This window comes from Acidibrevibacterium fodinaquatile, from assembly GCF_003352165.1.
Lineage (GTDB): Bacteria > Pseudomonadota > Alphaproteobacteria > Acetobacterales > Acetobacteraceae > Acidibrevibacterium > Acidibrevibacterium fodinaquatile.
The window spans coordinates 3,026,385-3,052,010 of the sequence record NZ_CP029176.1 but is presented as its reverse complement, the minus strand read 5'-3'; the positions used below and the strand labels follow the sequence as shown (position 1 = coordinate 3,052,010).

The 25,626-nt window shown below is 65.9% G+C and carries 24 protein-coding genes and 2 pseudogenes; 9 read left to right on the top strand and 17 right to left on the bottom strand.

Translation table 11 applies throughout. The features are described 5' to 3' along the window. Nucleotides 1-13: 13 nt before the first annotated feature. A complete protein-coding gene (gene istB, locus DEF76_RS14500) occupies nucleotides 14-766 on the top strand; it encodes an IS21-like element helper ATPase IstB (RefSeq protein ID WP_114912091.1) in 753 nt (250 codons plus the stop codon). 134 nt (nucleotides 767-900) lie between these two features. Here istB and DEF76_RS14495 read toward each other — a convergent pair whose 3' ends face one another. From DEF76_RS14495 to DEF76_RS14485, 3 genes are all read right to left on the bottom strand, one after another. Continuing rightward, entirely contained in the window at nucleotides 901-1,824 is a 924-nt protein-coding gene (locus DEF76_RS14495; RefSeq protein ID WP_114912929.1) for a tyrosine-type recombinase/integrase, read from the bottom strand. Further along, the gene (locus DEF76_RS14490) at nucleotides 1,821-3,353 is read right to left on the bottom strand and encodes a tyrosine-type recombinase/integrase (RefSeq protein ID WP_114912928.1); all 1,533 of its coding nucleotides are present in this window, start codon (nucleotides 3,351-3,353) and stop codon (nucleotides 1,821-1,823) included. The genes DEF76_RS14495 and DEF76_RS14490 overlap by 4 nt, the downstream gene beginning before the upstream one ends. 122 nt (nucleotides 3,354-3,475) lie before the next feature. Beyond that, complete coding sequence (locus DEF76_RS14485; protein ID WP_456303839.1) at nucleotides 3,476-4,405, bottom strand: strawberry notch family protein; 930 nt, start codon at nucleotides 4,403-4,405, stop codon at nucleotides 3,476-3,478. 218 nt (nucleotides 4,406-4,623) lie between these two features. Between DEF76_RS14485 and DEF76_RS14480 the strand changes: the two genes are divergently transcribed. From DEF76_RS14480 to DEF76_RS14465, 4 genes are all read left to right on the top strand, one after another. Then, nucleotides 4,624-5,277, top strand: coding sequence for a cupin domain-containing protein (locus DEF76_RS14480; RefSeq protein WP_114912927.1), 654 nt, complete (start codon nucleotides 4,624-4,626; stop codon nucleotides 5,275-5,277). A 6-nt stretch (nucleotides 5,278-5,283) separates the two neighbouring features. Further along, entirely contained in the window at nucleotides 5,284-6,339 is a 1,056-nt protein-coding gene (locus DEF76_RS14475; RefSeq protein ID WP_114912926.1) for a flavin monoamine oxidase family protein, read from the top strand. Between the two features lie 97 nt (nucleotides 6,340-6,436). After that, nucleotides 6,437-6,655 (top strand): AbrB/MazE/SpoVT family DNA-binding domain-containing protein, encoded by a 219-nt coding sequence (locus DEF76_RS14470; protein WP_114913916.1) that lies wholly within the window; start codon nucleotides 6,437-6,439, stop codon nucleotides 6,653-6,655. After that, complete coding sequence (locus DEF76_RS14465; protein WP_114912925.1) at nucleotides 6,655-7,035, top strand: type II toxin-antitoxin system VapC family toxin; 381 nt, start codon at nucleotides 6,655-6,657, stop codon at nucleotides 7,033-7,035. The genes DEF76_RS14470 and DEF76_RS14465 overlap by 1 nt, the downstream gene beginning before the upstream one ends. A 58-nt stretch (nucleotides 7,036-7,093) precedes the next feature. On the opposite strand, the gene DEF76_RS20220 is transcribed toward DEF76_RS14465, so the two are convergent. From DEF76_RS20220 to DEF76_RS14440, 6 genes are all read right to left on the bottom strand, one after another. Beyond that, nucleotides 7,094-7,924 carry a hypothetical protein gene (locus tag DEF76_RS20220; RefSeq protein ID WP_275895686.1) on the bottom strand — a complete coding sequence of 277 codons (831 nt, stop codon included), beginning with the start codon at nucleotides 7,922-7,924 and terminating at the stop codon, nucleotides 7,094-7,096. 272 nt (nucleotides 7,925-8,196) lie between these two features. Further along, the gene (locus tag DEF76_RS20215; RefSeq protein ID WP_275895685.1) at nucleotides 8,197-9,033 is read right to left on the bottom strand and encodes a ParB/RepB/Spo0J family partition protein; all 837 of its coding nucleotides are present in this window, start codon (nucleotides 9,031-9,033) and stop codon (nucleotides 8,197-8,199) included. 426 nt (nucleotides 9,034-9,459) lie between these two features. Continuing rightward, nucleotides 9,460-10,647 (bottom strand): IS110 family RNA-guided transposase, encoded by a 1,188-nt coding sequence (locus DEF76_RS14455; protein WP_205216014.1) that lies wholly within the window; start codon nucleotides 10,645-10,647, stop codon nucleotides 9,460-9,462. Further along, nucleotides 10,572-10,940, bottom strand: coding sequence for a zincin-like metallopeptidase domain-containing protein (locus tag DEF76_RS20470; protein WP_114912924.1), 369 nt, complete (start codon nucleotides 10,938-10,940; stop codon nucleotides 10,572-10,574). Before DEF76_RS20470 ends, DEF76_RS14455 begins: the two co-directional genes overlap by 76 nt. A 308-nt stretch (nucleotides 10,941-11,248) precedes the next feature. Next, the gene (locus DEF76_RS14445) at nucleotides 11,249-11,881 is read right to left on the bottom strand and encodes a plasmid pRiA4b ORF-3 family protein (protein WP_114912923.1); all 633 of its coding nucleotides are present in this window, start codon (nucleotides 11,879-11,881) and stop codon (nucleotides 11,249-11,251) included. A 156-nt stretch (nucleotides 11,882-12,037) separates the two neighbouring features. Then, nucleotides 12,038-12,358: a zincin-like metallopeptidase domain-containing protein gene (locus DEF76_RS14440; RefSeq protein ID WP_240319279.1), complete on the bottom strand. Its 321-nt coding sequence runs from the start codon at nucleotides 12,356-12,358 to the stop codon at nucleotides 12,038-12,040. 42 nt (nucleotides 12,359-12,400) lie between these two features. Here DEF76_RS14440 and DEF76_RS14435 point away from each other — a divergent pair, with 42 nt between their 5' ends. The 3 genes from DEF76_RS14435 to DEF76_RS19990 are packed head-to-tail and all read left to right on the top strand — an operon-like array spanning nucleotide 12,401 to nucleotide 15,602. Then, nucleotides 12,401-13,675 carry a tyrosine-type recombinase/integrase gene (locus tag DEF76_RS14435; protein WP_240319017.1) on the top strand — a complete coding sequence of 425 codons (1,275 nt, stop codon included), beginning with the start codon at nucleotides 12,401-12,403 and terminating at the stop codon, nucleotides 13,673-13,675. Further along, nucleotides 13,672-14,613 (top strand): tyrosine-type recombinase/integrase, encoded by a 942-nt coding sequence (locus DEF76_RS14430; RefSeq protein ID WP_114912922.1) that lies wholly within the window; start codon nucleotides 13,672-13,674, stop codon nucleotides 14,611-14,613. The genes DEF76_RS14435 and DEF76_RS14430 overlap by 4 nt, the downstream gene beginning before the upstream one ends. Continuing rightward, nucleotides 14,610-15,602 carry a tyrosine-type recombinase/integrase gene (locus DEF76_RS19990; RefSeq protein ID WP_007425104.1) on the top strand — a complete coding sequence of 331 codons (993 nt, stop codon included), beginning with the start codon at nucleotides 14,610-14,612 and terminating at the stop codon, nucleotides 15,600-15,602. The genes DEF76_RS14430 and DEF76_RS19990 overlap by 4 nt, the downstream gene beginning before the upstream one ends. Before the next feature lie 139 nt (nucleotides 15,603-15,741). Here DEF76_RS19990 and DEF76_RS19985 read toward each other — a convergent pair. Continuing rightward, nucleotides 15,742-16,293: pseudogene (locus DEF76_RS19985) on the bottom strand (ArdC-like ssDNA-binding domain-containing protein); the annotation flags it as partial. Between the two features lie 365 nt (nucleotides 16,294-16,658). On the opposite strand from DEF76_RS19985, the pseudogene DEF76_RS20390 reads away from it, so the two are divergent. Further along, nucleotides 16,659-17,027, top strand: a pseudogene (locus DEF76_RS20390) (group II intron maturase-specific domain-containing protein); the annotation flags it as partial. Between the two features lie 383 nt (nucleotides 17,028-17,410). On the opposite strand, the gene DEF76_RS14405 reads toward DEF76_RS20390, so the two are convergent. From DEF76_RS14405 to DEF76_RS14380, 7 genes are all read right to left on the bottom strand, one after another. Next, nucleotides 17,411-19,369, bottom strand: a complete 1,959-nt coding sequence (locus DEF76_RS14405) for a tetratricopeptide repeat protein (RefSeq protein ID WP_114912921.1) — start codon at nucleotides 19,367-19,369, stop codon at nucleotides 17,411-17,413. A gap of 30 nt (nucleotides 19,370-19,399) precedes the next feature. Then, on the bottom strand, nucleotides 19,400-20,470 hold the full coding sequence (locus DEF76_RS14400) for an IS630 family transposase (RefSeq protein WP_114910930.1): 1,071 nt from the start codon (nucleotides 20,468-20,470) through the stop codon (nucleotides 19,400-19,402). Nucleotides 20,471-20,518: 48 nt separating this feature from the next. Beyond that, nucleotides 20,519-21,124: a toll/interleukin-1 receptor domain-containing protein gene (locus DEF76_RS14395; RefSeq protein ID WP_162800674.1), complete on the bottom strand. Its 606-nt coding sequence runs from the start codon at nucleotides 21,122-21,124 to the stop codon at nucleotides 20,519-20,521. 186 nt (nucleotides 21,125-21,310) lie between these two features. Further along, nucleotides 21,311-23,515 carry an SF1B family DNA helicase RecD2 gene (gene recD2 / locus DEF76_RS14390; protein ID WP_114912919.1) on the bottom strand — a complete coding sequence of 735 codons (2,205 nt, stop codon included), beginning with the start codon at nucleotides 23,513-23,515 and terminating at the stop codon, nucleotides 21,311-21,313. Nucleotides 23,516-23,544: 29 nt separating this feature from the next. Next, on the bottom strand, nucleotides 23,545-23,967 hold the full coding sequence (locus DEF76_RS14385; RefSeq protein WP_205216012.1) for a hypothetical protein: 423 nt from the start codon (nucleotides 23,965-23,967) through the stop codon (nucleotides 23,545-23,547). Then, on the bottom strand, nucleotides 23,964-24,194 hold the full coding sequence (locus DEF76_RS19715) for a hypothetical protein (protein ID WP_205216011.1): 231 nt from the start codon (nucleotides 24,192-24,194) through the stop codon (nucleotides 23,964-23,966). The genes DEF76_RS14385 and DEF76_RS19715 overlap by 4 nt, the downstream gene beginning before the upstream one ends. Before the next feature lie 4 nt (nucleotides 24,195-24,198). Beyond that, nucleotides 24,199-25,620, bottom strand: coding sequence for a DUF6880 family protein (locus tag DEF76_RS14380; RefSeq protein WP_114912918.1), 1,422 nt, complete (start codon nucleotides 25,618-25,620; stop codon nucleotides 24,199-24,201). Nucleotides 25,621-25,626: the final 6 nt, after the last annotated feature.

Below are 25,626 nucleotides of genomic sequence, written 5' to 3'. Positions count from 1 at the left end.
GAAAGGAACAAGCATGCTCACCCACCCGACCCTCGACCTGCTGCACAAACTCGGCCTGCACGGCATGGCCAAAGCCTTCAAGGACCTCGACGCCCGGCCGGAGGTTGCCGGTTTGGCCCATGGCGAATGGCTGGCTTTATTGCTCGAGCACGAGGCCACGTTGCGACAGCAGAAACGCTTCGAGAGCCGCGCCCGCGCGGCCAAATTGCGCCAGTCCGCCAGCGTCGAGGATGTCGATTACCGCGCCCCGCGCGGCCTCGACCGGGCACAGTTCCTGAAACTCGCCAGCTGTGACTGGGTGCGCGCCCGGCATAATCTGCTCATTACCGGCCCCTGCGGGGTCGGCAAAAGCTGGCTGGCCTGCGCGCTGGGCCAGAAGGCTTGCCGCGAGGATCTCTCGACCGCCTATCACCGGGTGTCGCGGCTGTTCTCTGCCCTGGCGCTGGCCCGCGCCGATGGCCGTTACGCCAGAACACTGCGCCAGATCGCCAGGCTCGACCTGTTGATTTTGGACGATTGGGGCCCCGAGACCCTGAACGCGGACCAACGCCGCGATCTGCTGGAAATTATCGATGACCGCCACGAGATGCGCTCCGTCATCATCACCAGCCAAGTGCCGGTCGAGCGCTGGTACGAAATCATCGGCGATCCCACCATCGCCGACGCCATCCTCGACCGCCTCGTCCACAACGCCTACCGCATCGAACTCACCGGCGAGAGCCTCCGTAAAAAGCGCGATCCGGCACCGGCCCACGCCCGAACTTGACCCAAAACAAGGACACGATAATCATTCAACCAGACCCAACCGAAGACGCTCAGGTGGCCGGCTTCAAATCGGAACCCCGGCCGGCTTCAGTTCGGAAGCAGTGGCCGGCTTCAAGTTGGAATGCATGGCCGACTTCATCGGAATCCGCATGCTGCGCCTCCGACGAAAGCGCCCTCGGTCGCCGACGCGATCATGCGCAACAGGACCGGCGTCGCCTCAAGATACCAATAGGTATTGGCGACATCGACATGGCCGAGATAGGTGCTCAGCGCCCGCATGTGTCGCAAGACCGCATGCGGGTCGTTCCCGCAGGCTTCCAGCGAACGCACCGCGAAGGTGTGGCGCAAGTCATGCAGCCGGGGCCCCGGCCCGGTCGAATTGCGATAGCCGAGACGCCGGACGACCCGGACGAAAACCACATGGACTCTGGCCGCGGTCGGGGCGCGACCGTGACCCAGCACGAAGAGATCGTCACTTGCGTTGCGGACCTTGCGCCGGACGGCGAGGTACTGCTCAAGCGCGGACCGGGTCGAAGAATGCAACGGAACGAGGCGGCTCTTGCCGAACTTGCCGCTGCGAACCATGAGGCCGTCGCGCGCCAGATCGTCGCTTCGGAGGGACAAAGCCTCCGAGATGCGGAGACCTGTCGAGGCAAGCAACCCGATCAGATGGTGATATGTGAGCGGGCTGATCGAAGCTTGACCCGGCATGTTCAAGGCCTCCGCCATGATGCGTGCGATCTGGTCCGGCAGCAGAATGTAAGGCGCCGGGCGCCGCCGTCGGCCGCGTCCCATCAGCCCCACGGCTGGCGCTTCATGCCGCGGGTCCTCACCATGCAGAAACTCGGCAAAAGCGCGCGCGAGATTAAAGCGGACACGGGTGGCGTTCGGCGTCGGCGCTTCACGGATCCAATCCAGGATCAACCCGGCGGTTATGGAAACGGCGGTCCTTTTGGCGACGAATATTGCGAACTGGCGCAGGGCCTTCTCCTGCGCGTCGAACTTCTTGCCAAGGGCGCGATGCAACTGGACGTAGCGATCAACATGTTGGTGGATCATGACTCCACTCCCGGCCAGGGCTGGGCGACGCCAGCCAGCATCTCGACATCCACCTTTGCGTAAATCGCGGTCGTGTCCCTGGAGGCGTGCCGAAGCGCAACACCGATCTGATCAAGATCGGCGCCGCCGCGCAGCCAGGCGGACGCGAGCGAGTGACGGAACACATGCGCCCCTGTCGGTAGACCCGAAAATCCACCGCGCTTCAGGACGCGGGCGACAATACTGGCGATCTCGGCGGAAGAACGCAACGGGGTGAACGGCGCCTGTACCCGCAGGAACACCCGCTCCGTCGAGACAACAGGCCGCGCATCCTCGATGTAGGCAAGTAGCGCATCACCCGCGTCTTGCGGCAACGGCAGCATTGTTGCGCGGCGACTCTTGCCGTGCAGCCGCAGTCGTCCGGCTCCCCAGTCGATGTCGGCAAGGCGCAATTGCCAAACGTCCCCAGCTCGCAATGCCATCCGCGCGAGCAGGAGGAGGATGGCGCGATCCCGAATCTCGACGGGGGTCGTCGCGCCACAGGATGCGATGATATCTTCAATGGCTGCCGTAGAGATCGTGCGCGGAACGGTGGAAAATTTGCGTCGAACCGCCGGTGGCACCGCGTGCAGCAGGAAGGGGGCGCAAAGCCCCTGGCTGACAGTAAAGCGCAAAAACGTGCGCAATACGGTCACCGTCATGCGGATTGAAGAACGCGAGCGTTCAGGATCCTGATCCAGCACGATCGAACGGATGGCCGCTGCACCGAAGTGCTTGGTGTCCGTGCCGAGGGAGTCGATCCAGCGTCCGGCTTCCTGTCGATAGCGCCGGATCGTCGCGGCTGTTGCCCCTCGCTCGCGATTCAGCCATTGGGCAAAGCCGTCCAGCCGCGGATCGACCTTTGGAGTAACGGGTTGCACAGTCGGATTGATCACGCCTTGTTCGCGAAGGAAATCAACGAAGCGGCGTGCGCCGCGACAACGATCTGCGGTCCCCGTCCCAGCCACCCGTCTGCCCCGTTTGGTTCTGATGCCGCACCGACAATTGTGCCGGGCAAACTGTTCAATGGCGGCGTCCGTGATCTCCTGAACGGGAATGCGCGACTGCAAGATCCATTCGGCAAAATGTCGCGCCTGACTTAATCGGGCGTCGTAAGCCGGCTTGCCGTAGCCGACCGCTTCCAGCCTGACGGCGAATGCTGCCAGATATTTGTCCAGCCGATCAACGCCATCTGGGACAGCCACGGCCCCCGCATTCTCAAGATGACGGAGAAACCGGCGGACATCGGTCATGTAGCCCGGATTGCGAAGCTGCCCGGGGCTGTAGCGTCCGCAGCGACAGCGATGGCGCGCGAAACGATCAACCGCTGTCGGATCAAGATCCGTATGCGTGATCCCGTGAGTGGTCGCCCACTTCAGGAAATGCCGCGCCGCGCTCAGGGCGCCGGCCGTGAGCCGCGGATGCTGCGCCAGATAGCTTTGGATGAGCGCGCGATCATCGGAAACGACGCCGCGAGGGTCGCTGGGGCGAGAGTTGGAGGGAGGAGTCATGAGGGGTGTCCTTCTGCTGTTGAGAGCAGAGGCATCATGATTATGCCAAGTGGAGATCACCAAATGGAACAGAAGATCAACGAGTTGAAGCGTCGTGCTTTGCATAATGCCGACGCGGCATATTACGTTTTATGCCGATCTCGGCATAAAACGTATTCGCGCGGGGTGATGTCCACCTGCACGTCGCTCCACTCCCCGGCGGGGATTTCGGCCAGCCGCCGATCCAGCAACGCCTCGCCGGTGGAAACTAGCTGCACGATGCACGCGGCGCCTGCGGCGATGTCGCGCTCGATCGCAGCGATCAGCGTCGGCACCTTCATCGCCGTGATCAGGTGGTTGAAGAAGCGCTGCTTGTTCGCTTCGAAGGCCGAGCGTGCCGCCGCCTTCGCCTGGCGGTTCAGCGTGCCGGAGGGGCCGGTGACGTTGGCCGCCTCCAGCGCCTCGGCCAGGTTGGCGTGGATCACCTGGAACGCCTCGGCGTAGGCGTCGTAGATGCGCACCTGCTCGGGGCTCAGCGCGTGCTCGACGATCTCGACCTCGATCCCCTCGTACGACAGCGACCGCGCGGCGTAGAGGCCGAGCGCCTTCAGATCCCGCGCCAGCACCTCCATCGCCGCGATCCCGCCGGCTTCGATCGCGGCGACGAATTCCTCCCGCGTCGCGAACGGGAAATCCGCCCCGCCCCAGAGGCCGAGCCGCTGCGCATAGGCCAAGTTTTGCACCGAGGTCGCGCCGGTCGCGGAGACATAGAGCACCCGCGCATCTGGTAGTGCGTGTTGCAGCCGCAGCCCGGCGCGGCCCTGCTGGGACGGCCCACGCTCGCCACGTTCGGAGGTGTCGCCGGCAGCGTTGGCCATGGCGTGCGCCTCGTCGAACACGATCACCCCGTCGAATTCCCGCCCCAGCCAGTTGATGATCTGATCGAGGCGCGACGCCTTGCCCTCCCGCTCGGCGGACCGAAGGGTGGCGTAGGTGGTAAACAGGATGCCCTGGTCGAAGCGGATCGCCGTGCCCTGGCGGAAGCGCGAGAGGGGGGTGATAAAGTGAGACATTGCGGCGGCACCTCGCATTGGACCTGGGCCATCGTTTTGCGAAGCGTCCACTGCGGGTCAGCATGAGCCGGTCGTAGCCGGTCCGTCTGGCGTTACCTATGCGGCAGAACGCGCACTCGAACGCCAATACCATCCGACCGGGTCCCGATTCGCCGGTATCTTCGTTGATCGGCTACTGTCCGCTCCGCCACCCGCCCGCTCGCCTCGGAGACCCGTCCATGCAGCTCAACGCCGATCTCTCCCGCCCCGCCACCGTCGATAGCGCGGCGCTCGCCTGGATCACCTCGCCTATGGCCGGTGTAGAGCGGCGCATGCTCGAGCGCGACGGCGACGAAGTCGCTCGGGCCACCTCGCTCGTGCGCTACGCGCCGGGCTCCGCCTTCTCCCCCCACACCCACGGCGCCGGCGAGGAGTTCCTGGTGCTCGACGGCGTATTCTCCGACGAGACCGGGGATTTTCCTGCCGGCTTCTATGTCCGCAACCCCCCCGGCTCGCGCCACACGCCTGCCAGCGCGCCGGGCGCGGTGATTTTCGTCAAGCTCCGCCAAATGCCGCCGGAGGAGACAGCGGCTGTGCGGCTCGATACACGCGATCCCGCGCTCTGGCGCGATCTCGGGCAGGGTCGGCAGGAAGCCGTGCTGTTCGAGGCGCCGTGGGAGCGTGTGGTGATGCTGCGCCTCGCCCCCGGCCATGCCGACGCGACCGAGACTTGGCCGCACGGCGTCGAGCTCTTCGTGGTCGAGGGCGATGTGGTGATCGACGGCACCACCCACCGTGCGGGCGCGTGGCTCCGCCGGCCGCCCGGCAGCCTTCTGGCGCTGGCAAGCCAGGAGGGCGCGCTGCTCTACCGCAAAACCGGCCATCTCGGCTGACGCGGGATGCCCGATCTGATCGTCATTGGCGCCGGCCTTTCCGGCCTCGCGCTGGCGCGGGCGGCGGCCGGGCGGGGCGCCGAGGTGGTGGTGCTGGAAGCCCGCGCGCGCATCGGTGGGCGGGTGCTGAGCCACCGCACCGAGGCCGGCGCCTATGATCTCGGCCCCGCCTGGGTCTGGCCCACGATCCAGCCGCGCATCGCGCGCGCCGTCCGGGCGGCCGGGTTGGTGCTCACAGAGCAGGCGGAGACGGGCGGCTTCATCTTTCAGGATCAGACGGGGCGCATAGAGCGCCTGCCGCATGGTTTCGCGCAGGAGCCGCCGAGCCTACGGATTGCGGGCGGCATCGCGGCGCTGGTGGAAGCCGTCGCCGCTGGCCTCGCCCCCGGCGTGGTCCGGCTGGAACACGCGGTCCGGCGCATCGCGCTGACCGAGGCGGGCGTTGCGGTCACCGCCGAAAGCCCCGCCGGCCCGGTGACGCTGCAGGCCGCCCGCGCAGCACTCGCCCTGCCGCCGCGGCTGATCGGCGGGATCGAGATCGTGCCCGCCCTGCCGCAGCCAATACAGGCGAAGCTTGCTGCTGTGCCGGGCTGGATGGCGGGCCAGGCCAAGGCGCTCGCGCTCTACGACCGGCCGTTCTGGCGCGACGCCGGCCTCTCAGGCAGCGCGTTCAGCCAGGCGGGACCGCTCGGGGAATTGCATGATGCGAGCCTCCCCGGCGCGGCCGAGGCGGCGTTGTTCGGCTTTTTCTCCTGGCCACCCGCCCTCCGTGCGGCGCGACGCGCGGCCTTGCCGGAGCTGGTCGCCCGCCAACTCGGCCTGCTGTTCGGCGCCGAGGTCGCCCGGCCGCGCGCGGTAATCATCCAGGACTGGGCAACCGAACCCTTCACCGCGACCGAAGCCGACCAGGCCAATGGCAACGCGCATCCAGACTATCGCTCGATCGCCCTGCCGGCGCCGTGGGGCGAACGGATCACGCTCGCCGGCGCCGAAATGGCCCCCGAATTCGGCGGCTATCTGGAAGGCGCGCTCGCTGCGGCGGAAGCGGCGGTGATCGTGTGAGGCGGGATCGCCACCACGGGCGATACCGCCGCCTGCGGCTTTCGGCCGATGCCGCTGCATGCTATCTTACGCCTTATTGATCGATGAGGGCAGGGTAATGCACAGCAGGGACATCGCCAGACTCTCGGCCAAGTTCCAGATTTCCATCCCGAAGGCGGTGCGCACCGCGCGCCACTGGCAGGCAGGACAGGAATTCGCCTTCATTCCCAAAGGGACCGGGGTCTTGCTGGTGCCGGTACCGAGGCCAGACGAGCTTTCGGGCCTCGCGCGCGGCGCGCGGGCGGAAGGGTATCGGGATCGCGCGGACCGCGTCTGATGCGGCTCGTCGATACGTCGGCATGGATCGAGTGGCTGATCGGCTCGCCGGCCGGCGCCTCGGTCGCGAGCGCCTTGCCCGAGCGCGGCCAATGGCTGGTGCCGACCATCGTGCAGCTGGAACTCGCGAAGTGGCTCCAGCGCGAGGTGGGGGAGGATAAGGCCGATCAGGTGATCGCCTTCACCGAGACCTGCATCGTCGCCGATCTCGATACGGCGATCGCGCTGTCGGCCGCCGATCTCTGCGCGGCGCATAAGCTCGCGACCGCGGACGCCATCGTCTATGCGACGGCCTTGGCCCATGGGGCGGACCTTCTGACCTGCGACCGGCATTTCGAGGGATTGGGCGGGGTTTGCTTCGTGCCAAAGCCGCAGGGCTGACCCTCCCCGTGGCCGGTGCCTGGACCGGTCACGGCATCACGCGCCACCGGGTGCGGTCTTAACCGGCGATGGCTTGCGGCACGGCGGGATTTTCGGCGTCGACCAGGAACGCCGGCAATGCGGTGATCGCGTCGGCGTCACCGTCGGCGGGAGGGACGGCCGCAGCCTCATCAGGCAACCCGGGCGTGCGGAGCGGCTCGGGGAGCCAACCGGTGCCGGCGAGCAGCCGCTCAGCCTCCTGCGCCATCTCCGGCTTCTTCAGGTGGTCGATCAGCTGCGCCGCGTGCTCGCCCTTCGCCTCGCGCACGGCTTCCAGGATGCGCGCCTTCGGCACCCGACCGAGATAGGTCTCGACCGTCGGGACCCAGCCGGCCGCCGCCATGTCGAGACCGACCGCCTGGGCCAGTCGATCCGCGTGCGCCAGAGCGCCAGGGCGGCGGTTCCAGGTTTCGTGCAGCGCGTTGATGGTGAGCGCCGCGCAATGCGCGAACAGCGCCGCGCGCGTGTCGGTGTCGAAGCCGACGAGCGCGTCCCAAAGTTCGCTGGACGTCGCCGGCAACTGCTTCACCCACGCCTCGTGCCGCACGTCGATGGCCTTGGCGGACGCGGTGTCGTTCAGTCCGGGAGCCTGGGTCCCGAACCCGGCGCTCTTGGCCTCGATTTCCAGGCAGGTGTCGGCGGCGGAACGATAAAACAGGCGGAGGCAAAACGCGTGAAGCACGGCAAGGAACGCCGTGTCCCAGTCGTTCCCCAAAGCTTCCCGCAATGCAAGCGTCCGGTGTGCGGTGAGTTCCGTCATCAGCCGCTCGGGCAGCGGCGTCTGGCCCTCGGCCTCCTCGGGCACCTCGGCGGACGGCTCGGCGGCCGTAATGGTCGTGGTCGAGCGCACATTCCTGGCGGACGGGGTCGCATCGCTCTCGGGCGCGATGCTGGTCGGCGCTGCCGGATGATCGGGATCGCTGCTTCGATCTCGGTCAGTCGTGCCTCGACCGCTTCCGGCACTTCGTCGGCCCCGCCATACTGCGCCTCGAGCGCGTCGTATTCGGCCTTCAGCGCATCGAACTCCGCCTGCTCTGCTTCGCTGAGGGGATTGGTGGAGGGCAGCGGGCGCAGCCCCTGCCGGTGGCCATAGGGGAAGTCCGGCGCGGCCTCGACCCATCTTCAGCCTTCGGCGCGGATGGCATCCGCCTCGTGGGCCAAGCGCTCGGCCACCAGCCGGTCGAGCAGCGCCGGGTCCTGCAACCAGCCGCCCTCGTCATCTTGGAACAGGTCGCGCATCACGATGCCACCGGTGGCCTCATACGCGTCGATGCCGACAAAGCGCGGGCGCCGGTCGCTTGCGCGCACCGCGCCCTCGGTCAGCATGCGGCGGATCGTGTGCGGCTCCTTGTTCCAGCCACGCTGGATCGTCGCCCACACCTGCTCCTGCCGCGCGTGATCGTCGCTGACGCAGAACGCCATCAGCTGATCGAGCGTCATCGCCGCCTCGGCATAGGCGTCGAGCAGCGCCGGGCTGGCGGCGGCGAGCTTGAGCCGCTGGCGCACCACCGCGGCGGTGACGCCGAACGCGGCGGCGATCTCCTCCTCGCCCTGGCCCTTCGCGCGCAGCGTCTGGAAGGCGCGGAACTGGTCGAGCGGGTGCAGCGCCTCGCGGTCAGTGTTCTCGGCGAGGCTGTCCTCTTCGGCGAGGCCATCGGTCTTGACGATGCAGGGGATGGGTGCGGTCTTGGCCAGGCGCTTCTGCCGCACCAGCAGTTCCAGCGCCCGGAAGCGCCGACCGCCGGCGGGCACCTCGAACATGCCGGTCTCGTTGCCGTCCGCGTCCAGCACGGGGCGCACGCTCAGGCTTTGCAGCAGGGAGCGCCGGGCGATGCTCTCGGCCAGCGCCTCGATGGAGACGCCGGCCTTCACGCGCCGGACATTGGCCTGGCTCAGGACGAGCTTGTTGAATGGGATGTCCCGGGACGGGTTCAGGACGATCTTCTGGGTCGCAGCCATCTTGTGATCTCCGCGACGGGCCGGCCGGAAGCCTTTCTCCCGGCCTTTCGACCCGTCACGGAACGCTGGCGGCCCTCTAGCTTTTTATGGGGTGGGTCAAGAACCGCGTTTCCGGGGAAGGACGACGGCTGAACGACCCCCGCCTGTATCCAAGGCGCGCACGATCGGCGCCGGCGAAGCCGGCGTGATGGCGTTGGCAACCGACCGGGGCAGAGCGTCCTGCACAAAGCTGGCGTCTGGCCAACTCACCTTTTATCCGGTTCGAGTTCCTGCGGTCGGCAGGCCTCGCGACCATAATCCCGTTTGCTGCGGGCTCGACGCTCCAGGGGATGGGACCCATCTCTAATGACGGCGTTTTTCAGCCAGTCAGAGGGCCGGTCACACATCCTCCCGGTTCTCCCCTGTCGGGCAGGGGATCTGGAGAACTCAGGCGACGATGGCGCCGGTCGGCACCAGGCCGGCCGTCGCATAACGCCAGAGCGCAACGAGGAGCTTGCGTGCGAGCGCCACGATCATGACCCGCCGGACTCGACCGGCCGCGCCGTTCGTCCGCTCGTTGAACCACTGGGACAGCCTGCTTTGCGGCTGATGATGAAGCCAGCGCCAGGCGATCTGCAGCATGTGCGAGCGGAAGATGGCGGGACCGGTCTTTGCGATGCCCTGGTCCCGGCTGACTGTTCCGCTCGCCCAGGGCATCGGCGCCAGTCCGCTCCATGCGGCAAGCTCACGTCGGTTGTTGAACTTGCGCCAGAAGGCCTCGCGCACGAGCACCGATGCGTCGTTCGGGCCGACGCCTTTGATCCGGGCGAGCGACGCGATCATCGCAGCATCGGCATCGGCCAAGCCCTGATCGCGGTGCGGGGTCTCGATCGTCTTCCCGAGAGCGATGGCGTCGCGCTCCGCACTCACGTCCTTCAGCTGCTCGAGGACAACACGAAGGCGGCCGATCTCGCGTCGCATCTCGTCTTTCAGCCGCGGTCCGAGCGAGCGACCATCACCGGTGACAAGTTCGTCGAGCTGCCGTTCAGCGCCGCTGGCGCGCGGGTCGAAGCCGACGATCCCTTGTGTCAGCAGCAATCCCCGAATGCGGTTGGTATGCGCGGTGCAGTCGTAAACCAAGCTCTGTCGTTCCCGTACGAGCCGACGGTGGTCCTCCTGCTCCACACTAGGAACGATGACGGCGCTGAGCACCTGGTCCTCGCCCCTGTTGTAGGCCATCAGCGCACGGATCATCGCCTTCGCGTCGATCCGATCCGTCTTCGCGCGCTTGGCGCGTCGGTTGACCAGCAGGCTGGAAGGGTCGATCACCAAGACACGGAGCCCGGCGGCGGCGAGCCGGCGGTAAAGCCAGAAGCCTTCGTACCCGGCTTCGTAACAGCACAGGACCGGCACGGCCGCGATGCCGACGACGTCGGCGGCACGAGATCGAAGCCGCTCGACGAGAGCCAGCAAGGCGGCCGCGTCGCCCCATTCGACGGTATGAATGCCCACCTTGCTCGACGTGGGAATGTGAGTACCCACGACCCACTTCGACCGGCTCATCTCGATCGCGACGAAGATCGGATCGGTATTGATGGACGGAGCTGGGGCAGCGACTTCCTTCTCGGCAAACATGTTGAATCCTTCCATAGATGACCCCCCACGTAGCCCGGTATGGCCGCGCTGCGCTCATCCCCATAGGATCTCTCCGGCGCCAAGGCCGGGAACGCGGGACGGGATGGACCTTCCGGCTCACCCGCATCGGCCTGGAACGCCAGCAGATAGTCGGCCGCCTTCGAGGCGGCGCTGGTGGCGCGGATGATCGCGCGGTCATCGTCGCGCAGCACCTCGAGCCAGGAACCGATGTAGTCGGCGTGCCGCACGGTCGGCACGATGCCGAGGCTCGCGCAAAGGAACGCTGCCGTCATCTCGGCCACTTATCCTGACAGTCAACCTGAAATGTCGCGACGCCTTGCTCGCCGAGGAAGGTGTACGGGTCGCCGGTGATCCCTATCCGGGTGCCTCTCCTGATCGGGGACGGCTGAAGAAAGCCTTGTCGGTGACGTTGGCGGCTTCGTTCGCCAGCGTCAGTCCGCGGGCTGGGCCTGGCACGACGGCACCGAGGCACAAATTTTGGCGACGAGCGAGATCGGAGGGGTAGTGTCGTGCCATCGATCTCAGCGGCGAGGAGCCCGAGGCCGGCTCCAGCGAGGATACCGGTGCCGTGCAACGACAGCTATCGTGAGCGGCCTTGGCGCTTGGGGTTGGGCTGATGGAGGCGGATGCGGCGGTTGGCCCTGAGGGCGTTGCGAACGTCCTTGTCGGTCGTCTCGTTGTCGAACCACTCTGGATCGAAGTGGCCGCCCGCCCAGGTCTTGGTGTCGCGGTGTTCTGGGTGGTCGGGATCGGTGATGATGTCGAGGAAGCCGGCATAGCCGTGGACGCCGCCGACATCCTCGGGCGGTCGGGCGCGCGCGCCGCCGATGCAGCTGGCGCCGCGCGGCGCGGGTTCGAGGGCAAGGAGCCGTTCGAACTCGATGATGTGCTTCCAGTCGTCGCCGAAGTCGTAGACGTAGAGAACGCTAAGGCCGTCGTTGAGGTTGAAATCACGCAGACGTACCCCGCTCTCGTCAAAGCTGCGCGCGTCGTCCTCGAACTCGGGTTCGCAGACCTCGGCGTCGCGGTAAGACAAGCCGCCTATCAGGAACTCGTGCAAGTGGCAGTCCGACCATCCGAATGCAGCCTGGATGACGCGGTGGAGTTGGCCGAGATGGAAGCCGCGCGGCACGATCAGGCGCCGCCAAACTGCCGGCTCGATGCCGACAAGCGTAACGCGGATCTGGAGGGAATTGGGTTCTTCGAAGCTCATGCAGGTGAGTATACTGGTGATAGCGACAATTGGCAGCCGGCTCGGTGACGATCACGACGTTGCTGCTCGTTTGCCCGCAGCGCGGTGGCAATCGCTCTCGGTATTCAGTCCGAGGATGGTCGCGTGACGGACGAGTTGGCCGTTCGTTCACCTGCCTCACGACGGGGCCGAGTACGGTTGCTGCGCGTGCATCCAGTCGGCTGCCTGCTGCGCCTTGCTGGCGGCGGTGAAGATGGCGCGAGGATCGTCGTTCAGGACCTTGAGCCAGGAGGCGATGTAGGCAGCGTGGTCGGGCCGCGGGTGATGGGCAAGTCCGAGATCGGCCAGGATGTAACCGGCCGTCAGCTCCGCGACCAGTTCCTCGATGGCTCGGGCCTGGTGCGAGAACCGGCTGGTGAAGTCCCGGTCGAGCCGGTGCTTCGCTCCTGTGGCGTGGGTCTTATGCCTATATTGGCATAACGGCCATAATGCCGTAATCCGGATTATGCCGCGCGCCGTCGAGAAGGCACGGCTGGCAGCATGATCGTGCTGCGTCCATTCGGCATAATCTTCGTCGCTCCGACAACATGGAGCACGAAGATCATGTCTGAAAATCTGGAAACCTGCGTCGATCCGTACCTGGCCTCGTTCGGTGAAAGCTTCGCCGTGGCCAATTACAAAGCGGCCACCATCAAGAGTTACCGGTCGATCATCAGGAAGCTCGGGCAAGTGATGGACGCGGAAGGGATCGAGCCTTCCGCTTTGACGCTCAATCAGGCCGAACGACTGGGACGGATGGTGCCGCGAAAGCATGGCCAGACCGTCTGCCCGCATAATCTTGCGCGCCGGTTCGCCGGGCATCTGATCGATATCGGCGTGGCGCAGCCGGTGCCGCTGACCGAAGCGCGGATCGCGCGTGCCGCATTGTTGGCTAACTTCGAGACCTATCTCGTTAAGCAACGGGGCCTCAGCCAGCGTACGATCTACCACACGCTGCGCTTCGCCGACCGGTTCCTTAACCACCGCTTCGGCGAGACGATGGTCGATCCGGGCCGCTTGCGTCCCGCCGATGCAATCGGCTTCATCGAGCATGTGCTGGCGGGCGCACGTCGCGACAAGACGATTGCGACCCATGTTCGCATCTTCCTTCAGTATCTGTTCGGACGCGGGGCTACGGCGACCAATCTGGCGCTGAGCGTGCCGAAGACGGCCAAGCGTTGGGGCGCGAGACTGCCGCGCCACCTGTCGCCCGATGGCGTCGAGGCCGTGCTCGCGTCTGTCCGCGACAATCAACGGCACGGTGCGCGGGACTATGCGATGCTGCTGCTCATGGCCCGGCTCGGCCTGCGCGCGGCCGAGGTCATCGCGATCCAGCTCGACGATATCGACTGGCGTGCGGGCGAACTGCTGGTGCGCGGCAAGGGCAAGCTGCACGACCGCCTGCCGATCACCGTGGAGGTCGGCGACGCGTTGAGCCGCTATCTTCGTGAGGAACGAGGGCCGGCGACCTGCCGCACGATGTTCGTCACCCATCGCGCGCCGCATCGACCGTTCAAGGACGGGCAGATCGTCAACGCCATCCTCAAGGATGCCTTGAAGGCGACCGGCCAGAAGCCGGTGACGCCTTATGTGGGATCGCACCTGCTGCGTCATAGCCTTGCGACCCGGCTGGTGAACACGGGCGCATCGCTCGACGAGGTCGGCGATGTGTTGCGGCACCGCTCGCGTTCGTCGACGATGATATATGCGCGGCTCGACATCGACGGGCTGCGGTCGATCGCCCAGCCCTGGCCGGCGGCGGGAGGCGCGCAATGAGCCTCACCATCCAGCTCGACCGCTATCTGAACGTCCGGCGCAGCCTCGGCTACGATCTTGGTACCTCTGAGCGCATCCTTCGTCGCCTCACCCGGTTCGCCGATCGCGAAGGCGCCGCTTACATCGATACGGCGCTGTTCCTTCGCTGGCACGCCACGTTGGCTGAGGCCTGCACCTCGACCCGAGCGGCAAGGCTCAGCGTCGTGCGCCTGTTCGCGCAATGGCTGAGCAGCTTCGATCCGGCGCATGAAGTGCCGCCGCGAGGCCTGCTGCCGGGTTCCGTCCAGCGGTCGCGTCCGCATATCTACAGCGAGACCGAGATCGGATCGATCATCGTGGCGGCGAAGGAGTTGCCATCCATCTACGGTCTGCGTGGGCTGACCTGCTCGACGCTGTTCGGGCTTATCGCAGTCACCGGGCTCAGGATCAGCGAGGCACTGGCCCTCGATCGTGACGACCTCGACGCCGAGCATGGCGTGCTGCGCGTCAGACAAGGTAAGCTCGGCAAAGAGCGGTTGCTGCCGCTCGACCCGAGCGTCGTCACGCAGCTGATCGACTATCTTGCCGAACGCGATCGGCTGATCGGCCATCCGGCCAAGCCGCTGTTCGTCACCGACAAGGCCACACGCCTTACCGACTGTGCTGCCCGATACAACTTCGCGCGGGCCTGCCAGCAGATCGGACTCCGGACCCATCAGCCATACTGCAAGCATGGCCGGGGACCGCGCATCCACGATCTTCGCCACAGCTTCGCGGTGAAGACGATGATCGACTGGTACCGCACCGGCAAAGACCCGGCGCGCGAGATGATCCGGTTGACGACCTATCTGGGCCATAGCGATCCCTCCAACACATACTGGTATCTGGAAGCGGTTCCGGAGCTGCTCGATCTGGCGATGGCGCGAGCGACCGCCGATGGCCGGGAGGCAGTCCAATGAGCGCCGCCGCCTTGCCCGCGCTGATCCAGCGCTTCTTCACAGATCGACTGTGCGTCCAGATGGAAGCGAGCCGACATACGGTCGCGGGCTATCGCGACACGTTCCGGCTGCTGTTGCGGTATGCGAGTGCTCGACACGGCAAGCCGCCGGTCAAGCTGACGATCGAAGACATCGACGCTGATCTGATCGCCGACTTCCTCGTCCACACCGAGACGGCGCGGGGCAACAGCGCGCGCAGCCGCAACACCCGGCTCGCCGCAATCCGATCGTTCTTCCGCTACGTCGCGATGAGCGATCCGACCTGGCTGCTGCAATGCCAACGCATCCTCGCCATGCCGAACAAGCGCTATGTGAAGCGGACGGTGACGTTCCTCGATAGCGACGAGATCGCGGCGTTGCTGGCAGCGCCGGACCGCACGACATGGGCGGGACGGCGGGACCACGCGCTGCTGCTGCTCGCGGTGCAGACCGGTCTCCGGGCTTCCGAACTGGTCGGCCTTCAGTGCGGCGACGTTGTGCTCGAGAGCGGTGCGCACATCCGCTGCATGGGCAAGGGTCGGAAGGAACGCGCCACACCGCTTCGGCGCGAGACGGTCAAACTTCTGGCGGCGTGGATCGGCGACGACAAGAACAAGAGCAAACCGCTGTTCCCGTCGATCCGGGGCGAACGGCTCAGCCGCGATGCCCTTGAACATCTGGTCCGCAAGCATTGTCTGACGGCATCGCTCACGTGCCCGAGCATCGGCTCCAAGCGGGTCACGCCGCATACGCTTCGCCACAGCACTGCGATGGACCTGCTCCACCACGGCGTCGATCCAGCGGTGATCGCGCTCTGGCTTGGTCACGAGAACGTCGAGACCACCCAGATCTATATCCACGCAGACATGCGGCTGAAGGAAAAAGCGCTCGCTCGCGTCGCCGCCCCAGACACCCCGTCGAGCCGGTTCCGGCCCGACGACCAACTCCTCGCGTTCCTGGAAGGGCTCTGATTATGCCGAACAGCCGCATGGCCAATGCCTGGCAAACCGACCTCCAGCGGAGGTCATGCGGCATAATCCGTATCACGGCATTATGGGCGGCTTCGTGAGTAAGGGTGCTGATGTAAGCAATGGAGTCTTCGAACGCTCCGAACGGCGGCATGAAGATCCGGTCGACATCGACCCGGTAATATGCGGCGGCGGCGTCGAAGGTCGTGGGGATGCCCAGGGCGGCGATAAAGGCCTCGGCATGCGGGATGCGCTCGGCTTCGGGCAAGGCGTCGATAGCGGGCGGTTCGTAGCCGTCGACCTGGCAGCGGTTGAATACCGAATAGCCGCGACCGACGAAGCGAGGCCGACCATCGCCATCCTCGGCATCCTGCTCGTCCTCGGCGGCGCCGATGCGCTTCCAGAAGATGATCGCGGTCGCGCGTTCCCCTTTGCGCACCTGGGCGCCGAGCGCCTGCCATTGGCGATAGGTCCCCCAGGTGCCGCTTGCGTAGCCGCGTGCCTGGGCGGCGATCCAGAGGGCCAGCGTGTTGACGCCGCGATAGGGCTTGCCGGAGGCGACGTTGGCGGGCCGGGCGATCGCGCCGCCGTTGTGGTGCCAGGGCATGTGCCAGTCGCCGGCGCCGGCCGCGATGGCGGCGGCGATCTCGGCGGTGATGCGGGTGTAGATATCGGCGCGGGTCTCTGTGGTCATGGTCGGGACTCCTGTCCCGCCGGGGCCCATCCCCGGCGGCGGAGCTTTTGGGCGATGGCCGAGGACCGGCGGCGCACTCGCAGAGCCGTAGCGCAGCGGAGGACGGCGACAGCCGTTGCGCGGCCGGGACGACCATCGCACGCTCCGCCGCGTGCCGGGATGGCCCCGGCGGGATGGCCTCGGCGGGATGGTCCAAGCGGCATGGCAGACCCCGTGATGCGGGTCAGCGCGTCACTTGTCCGGGATGCCGTCGAGGACGGCCTCGATGCGCCGGAGATCCTGTGCGAGCGCGGCACGTTGCAGCGCCAACAGGCGTGTCTCGGTCGGCAAGGTAAGGGAAACGCCGAGTCAACGCCCTCGCCGATCTCATCGACGATCTTAACCCGGTCATCTCCGGCTGGCGCGACGACTTTCGTTATGCCACTCGCGCAACGAAGTATTTCGCCAAGCACGATTGGTGGCTGTGGTGGCGCCTGAAATCCTGGCTCGGCAAGAAACACGGCAAGGCGCCCGTAGGGACGCTGCGCCGCATCTATGCCGGGCCGAGGACTTGGGAGCGCAGCGGCTGGCGGATGGGCGGGAAGAAACTCGCCCAATTTGCTGACGCCAAACGCCTGCGATACCCGGACTGGGGTCTTCGCATACCGAACGGATGGAACGCCACCCCGGACGAGTCCTTCCGAAAGGGAGCCGACAAGTTCTGGGAAGCAACCCGCGTCCTCGCTTCACTGTGAGGGCCACCCGTGGCTCATGGCCACGCATAGAGAGCCGGATGCGGGGAAACTCGCACGTCCGGTTCGGAGCGGGGGATGAAGAAACCTGCCTCGGCAACGGGGCAAGGCGCTTCATCCCTACTCTACCGGACGGTCCGGCCGAACTCTCACTCTCGAATCTCGCTGTGCCTCGGCCGCCGCGCCACCGCTCCTCAACTTATGCAATCATCCTCGAACGGAAGCGGGCCTTCGACCTGCAGATCGGCAGCGGCCAATCTGGCCGGTAAGCGACGTTGGCCGTTCCTGGCCCGTTGGACGCCTTGCGCCCACTTTGGCCAGTCATCGTGCCAGGTTCTCATTCTGAGGGCGGACGCATTTGCAAGCTTGAAGTGCAGCATGTTGGATCAGTGCTCTACCTCGTATTCATCAAGCATCCGGTTTTGCGCACGAATTTCCGCCGCCTCAGACTTAAGGCCAGCCCGGTCGGCAAATGGTGTCGCGTGATCGTCAGCCCTGGCTTCAAGAATCCTCGCACGCAGCAGATTATCCTGGGCGCTAAGAGTGCCGGCCTTCGCTAACTCCTCCTCTGCACCATCGTAGTCGTGCTGCGCGAGCCTGATGCGGGCCTCGATGCCGGCGACGGTCCGAGACATCCCGCGCGCCTTCAAGAACTCTATGTCCTCGCGTGCGACACGAATATCGCCGGCAGACGCGGCTGCCACCGCGCGCAACCTGCGGATGAACATCTGCCCGCCAGACCCACGCTGCAGCACATCGGTGAGCATGCGCTGAGCCCCAGGGAAATCCGAGTCGCGGCGCATAATCAGCATTGCCCGGCGACCGTCGGCATAGACTTCCTGGCCGCTCAGACCACGTAGAATGCGAATGACCTTATCAGCCTCGTCGAACGCGCCTTGCGCGATCAGCATGCCGGCTCGGACATCGAGCAGGACGGGGTTTCTGCCAATGTAATCCGCCTGGTCCTGCATCAAATCATGTAGCCGCGGCCACCACCCCAGGCGCTGGTAGCAACGGGCGAGGTCGCCAACGACAAGCTTCATGTACTTCCCGATTTCGCGCGCCTTCAGCAGCATCCTCACAGCGCCCTTGAGATCGTCTTGGCTAATGCGAAGGTAGAATGCCCGCAGGTAAAATCGCGAGCGGTAGCAACGCTCGTCGAAGAAATCGAGCAGGTCCCTGGCCTCCGACTTACTGCCCAATCGCACGTGGGCGCGTAGGACGTAAGCAAGGATCTCCTCGCGCGCGGTCTCATCCATTCTTGCCTTGATCGCCGACTCTCCCCAAGCGACAACCCTGCGAAGGGCCTCGGGATCGTCATGGCCGCGATCATAGGTCTCCTTGATGACCTCTTGCAGCGTGGACGGCAACAGGAGGTCCCTGAACTCAGGCGGTAGCGTGCCGCCCTCAATCGCCGCCATAAAGGCAAGGGCGTCCATCAGTTCGGCGCGCAACTCGTCGTCGCGGCGGGCACGCTCGAGTTCGTCCCTCAGCGCCGCCGAGAACGCAGCCATCAACTCCTTGGAGCCGTAGCCGTGGAGCCGCCGGAAGAGCGATCTGATGGGCGCAGAGATGAGGTAGTTCGCGCCAGAAACCTCGACCAAACAGGCGAGTATGAGCCCCGAAACGGCGTCAGCGAACTCTTCGGGCGAGACGCCGTTGCGCGCGAGCACCACACGCTTCAACGTGTCGCCCGCCAGCTGCGGCACCCAGCTTAGGGCCGACAGCACGTCGCGCTCGATCGGCGTGCGGTGGGTGAAGTCAAGGGAATCGCCGAGCATTTCCTCCTGCAGAGAGAACAGATCCGCCGGGTGAGCTTCCAAGACCGCGGGTCCGCGCTGCGCCACCAGTGCAGCGGTCGCGCGAGCGATTCCCGGATGGCCGCCGATCGTGCGGATTACGTCCGTGCTTGGCAGCTCCGGCTTTGCCCCAAAAGCAACCATCGACTGTATCATCAGCGTACGGACGTCCTCCTCCTTGAGGGGCGGGACCGCAATCTGGAGGACGTTCGGGTGTGCGCGCAACTCGTTCTCGTGGAGGCGACGGTTTGACACGACGACCAGCTTCACCCGCCGGTCATGTGCCAACTCATCAAACAGGATGGGCGCCCAGGGCTTAAGAAATCCATTCTCCTCGAAGATGCCGTTGCCAGTGACGATCGTGACGGCCTGCCCGAGGTCGGCGAAGTGGGACAGCCGCTGCGCGATCTCTTTCGCCTGATCTTTTAGCGCTGCGGCGCCAAACACCCGCAGGTCGTCGCCGATAGAGTGCAGCGGCAGGTCGGTCTCAACCTCCTGCCGCAGCGCGCGATAAATGTCGCCCAGGTCGGCGAATTGGGGCAGCACGAATTCCGGACCAAAGCCTAGTGCTCTGACTCAATCGGACGCTACAGGCAGCCGGCTGAGCTTGGCGAGGATGTCGTCAGCCGGCTTGGTCCAGACGAATGGCCTGGGGTTGCGGTTGTGCTCGCGGATGTAGCTGCGGATGGCGCGTTGGAGATCGGCGACGGAGGTGAACACGCCGCGCCGGATGCGCCGTCGGGTGATGACAGAGAAGAAGTTTTCGACGGCGTTGATCCAGGACGCGGAGGTTGGCGTGAAATGGAAGACCCAGCGCGGATGATCGGCCAGCCACTCCCTGACTTTAGGATGTTTGTGGGTGGCGTAGTTGTCGGCGATGGCGTGGATGATCTTGCCGGCGGGGACGGCGCGCTCGACGGCGTTGAGGAACCTGACGAATTCCTGATGGGTGTGCCGGGGCATGCAGCGGCCGACGACGGTGCCGTCGAGGACATTCAGAGCGGCGAACAGGGTGGTGGTGCCGTGGCGCTTGTAATCATGGGTCATGGTGCCGCAGCGGCCAGGCTTGATCGGCAGGCCGGGCTGGGTGCGGTCGAGCGCCTGGATCTGGCTTTTCTCGTCGATCGAGACGACGACGGCGTGCGCAGGCGGGTTCATGTAGAGCCCAACGATATCCTCGACCTTGGCGGCGAAAGCCGGGTCGTTGGATTTCTTGAAGGTCCTGATGCGGTGTGGCTGCAGGCGATGGGCCCGCCAGATGCGCTGCACCGCGCTCAGGCTGATGCCGACGGCGCTGGCCACCATACGGCCGGTCCAGTGGGTCGCCGCTTTCGGTGCCTCCCCGCAGGGCAGCGCCAGCACGCGGGCGATGGTCGCCGGCGACAACGGCGCCTTGCCCGGCTTGCGTGTCTTGTCGCGCAGCAATCCATCGACACCTTGCTCGGCAAAGCGCCGCTGCCAGCGCCATACCGACGGCCGGCTTGCTCCACTGCGCGCCGCCACCTCCAGCACGGTCAGACGCTCCGCCGATAGCAGAATGATCCTGGCACGCTGAACATGCTTCTGAGAACGGTTGCGATCCTCCACAATGGCGGCCAAACGCTCGCGGTCCGCGGAGTTGACGATGGGGATGACGGTCTGTGCCATGCACACAGAATCTCACAAATCAGCCCCGTTGTGAATCCTCTGTTTGGTTCAAAGCACTAGTTCCGGCGTTGCCGGGAATGCCTCAGCAAGTAAGCGCCGATTGAAGGTGCGACGACCGATGCCGAGCGGGCCGGCGAGCACCAGCACATTCGGTGTCTGCTCAGTTAATAACACGACGTTGTTCACTGCCGCCACCGCTGCATCGACGAGCGCTCCGCGACCAAATACCTGCGCGCCTGGCAATCGGCTCAATGGACCTGTGATCAGCGCCTTACGAATATATCGCGCAATCTCGCGTGGACCATCACCGACTGGGCCGACCCAGTACTCCCGCATCCAAGCGGGCAGGTCCGCATGTGTCACCGCAGGATTGGTCGGGATCACAATGACGCGGAACTTTGGATTCTTGATCTTAGCGATGCGCGCTCGATCGATCTCAAACCCGACCCATGGAGACTTCAAGGCCGTCTTCGAAGCGAACAGCGCAAACATCGTCGCCTTGCCGATCCGCTGCTCCATCGCGGAGATAAGCTCCTCACCGTTGTGGAAGCTCCGAGTGTAGAAATATGCCAACCCGTCGGGCAGGAAGCGTTGGACTTTAGCCACAAAACCCTCGTCGCCGCCCTCCAGGGACAAGAACACGGTAGGCAGCATCGCAGCTCCTTTGTCTTGCGGGGTCCGATCGAATTCAGCGACCGCCCTGTCTACCGGACCAGTCGCGGACATTCGCCATTATATTTCTTGGTCGCCGATAAAGAGCGTAAACGGGCCGGCGAGTTCGAAAGCTGCCATTATGCTGTCGACCAGCTTCCATCGCTGCCAACCAACCCATCGATAGTATTACAGGCTGACCGTTCCAGCCGCCAACGCAGCAAGCCATTCCTTGAGCTTCGACCACCGCCGCCGGCCGGAGACATTGCGCACCGCGATGGCCACCGCCTTGCGGCTGCCGACCAGCACGACGAGCCGCTTGCCCCGCGTGATGCCGGTATAGAGCAGGTTCCTTTGCAGCATGGCGTAATGCTGCATCATGACCGGGATCACCACGGCGGGATATTCCGAGCCCTGCGCCTTGTGGATCGTCGCCGCATAGGCTGGAACCAGTGCATCCAAATCGCCGAGACCGTAGCCCACGTCTCGCCCGTCGAACCGCACGGTGATCTCGGACTCCTCCGCGTCGATCGCGGTGACAAAACCGATATCGCCGTTATAGACCTCGCGGTCATAGTCGTTCTCGATCTGCATGACCTTGTCGCCGGGGGCAAAGGTCCAGCCGAATTTTTCCGCCCTTGGCGTCGCCTCGCCATTCAGCGCCGCTTGCAGCGCGATAGTCAGCGAGCGCGCGCCAACCCCGCCGCGCGCCATCGGGCAGAGCACCTGGATGTCGCGGACCGGATCGAGCCCGAAGCGGCGGGGAATGCGGGTTTTTACCAGATCGATGATGCGCGCAGCCGCCGTCTCCGGCCCGTCGGCCTGGACGAAGTGGAAATCGCTCTCGGCCTCGGCGCGGGTGAGGTCCGGCATCTCGCCGCGATTGATCCGGTGCGCGCTGGTGATGATCCGGCTGGAGGCCGCCTGGCGGAAGATCTCGGCAAGCCGCACCACCGCAACTGTGCCCGAGCCGATCAGGTCCGCCAACACTTGGCCCGGCCCGACCGAGGGGAGCTGATCGACGTCGCCCACCACCAGGAGCGCCGCCGCCGCGGGGATCGCCCGGGTCAGCGCGTGCATCAGGGGCACATCGACCATGGAGGCCTCGTCGATGACCAGCAGATCGCATTCCAACGGGTGATCAGGTCCACGCCGGAACCCGCCAGTGTTTGGGTCGACCTCCAGCAGGCGGTGGATCGTTTTGGATTCGAACCCGGTCGCCTCGCTCATCCGCTTTGCTGCCCGCCCGGTGGGGGCCGCGAGCAGGATGCGCACGCCTTTGGCTGCGAGGATGGCGAGGATCGCCCGCATGATCGTCGTCTTGCCGACGCCGGGGCCGCCGGTGATCACCAGCAGTTTTGAGGCAAGGGCAAGGCCGACCGCCTGGCGCTGGCTCTCGGCGAGCGTCATGCCGATCCGCTTTTCCACCCAGGGGATGGCTTTTTCTGCGTCGATCGCGGGCCAGGGCAGCGGCTGGTGGGCGATCGCGCGCAGCCGCTCGGCGATGCCGCGCTCGGCGTGGTAGAGACCGGCGAGGAAGACGCAGTCCGCCTCGCCGACGCGATCGGCGATCACCGCGCCGTCGGCCAATTCGAGATCGAGCGCGGTGCGGATCAGCGCCTCCGGCACCTCGAGCAGGCGCTCCGCAAGCGGGATCAATTCCGCGACCGGCAGCCCGCAGTGCCTCTCGTCCATCGCCTCGGAGAGGGCATAGCCGATGCCGGCACGCAGGCGGATCATCGCCGTCTTCTCGATGCCGAGTTTTGCGGCAATCGCATCCGCCGTCTTGAAGCCGATGCCTCTGATGTCGCGCGCGAGCCGGTATGGGTTCTCGCTCATCACCTGAATGGCGTCGGCGCCATAGGTCTTGAAGATGCGCACGGCGCGCGCGGTGCCGACGCCGTGGCTGTGCAGAAACACCATGATCTCGCGGATCACCTTCTGCTCGGCCCAGGCAGCGACGATGCGCTGTGCCCGCACCTCGCCGATCCCACCCACCTCGCGCAGGCGCTCTGGCGCGCCTTCGATGATGTCGAACACCTGCTCGCCGAAGCCGCGCACCAGCTTCTTCGCGTAGACCGGGCCGATGCCGCGGATCATGCCGGAGGCGAGGTAGCGCTCGATCCCCTCTTCCGTGGTCGGCGCCGAGGTTTTTAAGAACCGCGCCTTGAATTGCTGGCCGTGGGTACGGTCGTTGACCCATTCGCCGGTCGCGGTAATCCACTCGCCGGCACTGATCGCGGCGGCGTGGCCGACGATGGTGACGAGGTCGCGGTGCCCGCGCGCCTTGACCCTGAGCACGGCGAAGCCGCTCTCGGCGTTGTGGAACGTGACCCGCTCGACGATGCCGGCGAGCACTTCGCCAGCGGGCCACGGGGCCTGGGATTCCGTCACGGACGCAAGCCGCTGTCAGCCCGGCGCGGTCAGTGCAGCGTTGGGCGGCGCGCCGGCCATGCCGCCAGCATCTGCCGGCGCGCGCGGGTGCAGGAGAGCACGGCCTCGTGGATCTCGTGCTCGGCAATGCGGGTCAGTTCGCGGAAATGTCCGATTGTGACGGCGATTTGGTCAGAGGCGGCCGGCTTGGTCATGTCCTCGGCCAAGACCTGAGCCCCCTCCAGCATCGCGCGGATCTCCGCCAGGGTGCCAAGCGCCTTGTGTGCCCGTTCCGGCAGGTCGAGGCTTTCCTTGTCGCCGAAAAGCCCTTCGACGAAGCCCTCCAGCTCCTCACGCCGCAGCCGGGCGAGGGTCGCCAGCCCGTCGCGCGTGGCCGGAACCTCCATGCGCACCAGTCGGAATGGTGCCGAGCGTTCCTGATGCCGCGTGAGCCGGTTCCACAGGCCCATCACCAGCGCGCCGATGGTTCGTTGGCGTCGTCAATGGACTCGAAGGTCGGCAATTCGCCGCCCCACAGCGCCTTGACCATCTCCATCGGCGAGCTTTGCATATCGGGCGAGGCGATGTTGCCGAGGAAGCGCGTGCGCACGGCGTGGAACGGCACCGGGCAGTGAGTGCGCGCGAGCAAGGCGCGCACCTCATCATCGCTTGCGGTCGGCGGTGTCGTGCGCTTGGCCATCGGCTCAAAATCCTTTCTGCTCGATCAACCCCCAGAACCCGTATTTCCGTCCATGCACCTTCTGCAGCCGCGCGACAAACGCCGCGTGGCTCTCGATCGATCCCGGCACCGGCAGGTGCGGCGCGAGACGCACGCAGGACAGCAGATCGCGCGCGGCGTATTGGTACTGCTTCGATGAGCCGCGTTCGAGCACGCTCTCGATCAGGCGACGGTACAGCAGGCTGGCCGCTTCGGGGAACTTCTCCTCGAGGGCTTCCGCGGCCGGGCGCAGCACCTCGTAGAGGCGACCGTCGAGCGCGGTCAGCCGCTCGCGCACCAGGCGGTCGGCGCGGTCGAGCGCCCGCCATTCGATGAAAAACGCCAGCCCTCGCGCGGCCTGCTTGTGCGCGGCGGCGATATCGAGCGCCTTCTGCTCCGCCTCGAAATCCTCGAAATCCTCGAAATCCGGGAGGCGCTTGAGATAGGCCCGCAGATGCCCGGCGCTCAGGAAGCGCTCGAAATGCCGCCAGCGCACCGCTTGCGCCTCGTCCTTGCGGCCGAGGGCTTCCAGCGCGGCGATCCGAAGATCGGTTGCGGCAACATCGTCCCCGTATTCGTCGTCGTCCTCGACGCGCCGGTGCGGCTCATCGAGCCAGTCGAGCGCCTCTGCCGGCCGGTTGGCCGCGATCAGGCGCTCGGCGACCTCCAGCGCGTGCGTGCTCTCCATCCCGCCGGCGCGAATGGCGGCGATAAAGGCGTCGGCGTCCTTCTCAAGATCGGCGAGCAGCGCCAGGCGAAAGGCGAGATGGCGACGCTTTGCATCCGCGTGCCAGTCATGGGGGCCTTCGGGGCGTGGCGCGGTTTTCAGTGCGGCTTCGGTGGCGTCGCGAATCTCCGCGCGTCCGGCCACGCCCAGCGCGTCCGACATATGCCGGATCAGCGCGTCGGTCGCACCGAAGCCATCGCCCTCGCAGTAGGCGAGCACCCGGCGGGCCAGCGCCTTTCCATCCCCCCGCGGCTCTGCGGCCGAGAGCCGGCCGAGATCCGCCATCGCGGCGTCAAACACGGCCTCCACCTCGCCAATGCCGTCGCCGACGCGCTGCATCACCGCATCCGCAATGAAGATGAAATCCCACAGCAGCGCGATCGCCCGCGCCGCGTCCTGCTTGGCGAGCCGGGTCGCGATCGTTGCCCGCAGATGATCGAGTTCGTGCACCAGCGGCTTGCGTTTCTCCCAATCGACGAACGAACGGGAGCGGCCGATGGTCTTGATCCGCTTCTCGATCTCAGCGGCGAGCTTGCCTGGCCCCTCGGTGCCTGCGAGCAGCATGCCGAGCTTCTTGCGCAAAGCCGGATCGGTCGCGGCGTGCGCGACCAGCACCTCGGCCAGCGCCTCAGCGCCGAGGGCGGCCAGGGCTTCGGGCGTGATGGTTTTCGCGCGGGCCATGGCGTG